This window comes from Campylobacter sp. BCW_4338 (assembly GCF_001763255.1).
GTDB classification, from domain to species: Bacteria; Campylobacterota; Campylobacteria; order Campylobacterales; family Campylobacteraceae; genus Campylobacter_D; species Campylobacter_D jejuni.
On sequence record NZ_MJYJ01000031.1, the window covers coordinates 1 to 371 of the forward strand.

The 371-nt window shown below is 49.6% G+C and carries 3 tRNA genes; all 3 read left to right on the plus strand.

The window, feature by feature from the left end:
* Positions 1 to 80: 80 nt before the first annotated feature.
* Positions 81 to 156: transfer RNA gene (locus tag AJN69_RS02815), tRNA-Arg, on the plus strand.
* A gap of 6 nt (positions 157 to 162) precedes the next feature.
* A tRNA-Val gene (locus AJN69_RS02820) sits at positions 163 to 238 on the plus strand.
* 51 nt (positions 239 to 289) lie between these two features.
* A tRNA-Asp gene (locus AJN69_RS02825) sits at positions 290 to 366 on the plus strand.
* The last annotated feature ends 5 nt before the right edge of the window (positions 367 to 371 follow it).

The window sequence follows — 371 nt, forward strand, 5'->3', positions numbered from 1 at the left end:
CCGGTAGAGCATCTCCCTTTTAAGGAGGGGGCCGTTGGTTCGAATCCAACACGGGACACCATTTTTATTGTTAGGGTTATGACCCTTTCGTCTAGTGGCCCAGGACAACACTCTCTCTGTGTGGAAACAGAGGTTCAAATCCTCTAGGGGTCGCCAATCATAGGTCGCTTAGCTCAGTTGGTAGAGCGCCACCCTTACAAGGTGGATGTCATAAGTTCGAGTCTTATAGTGACCACCATTTTATAAAATCATAAATAGGTTTTATAATCTCTACTTCTTTACTTTGGATGCAGCGGTAGTTCAGCTGGTTAGAATGCCGCCCTGTCACGGCGGAGGTCGCGGGTTCGAGCCCCGTCCGCTGCGCCATCTTG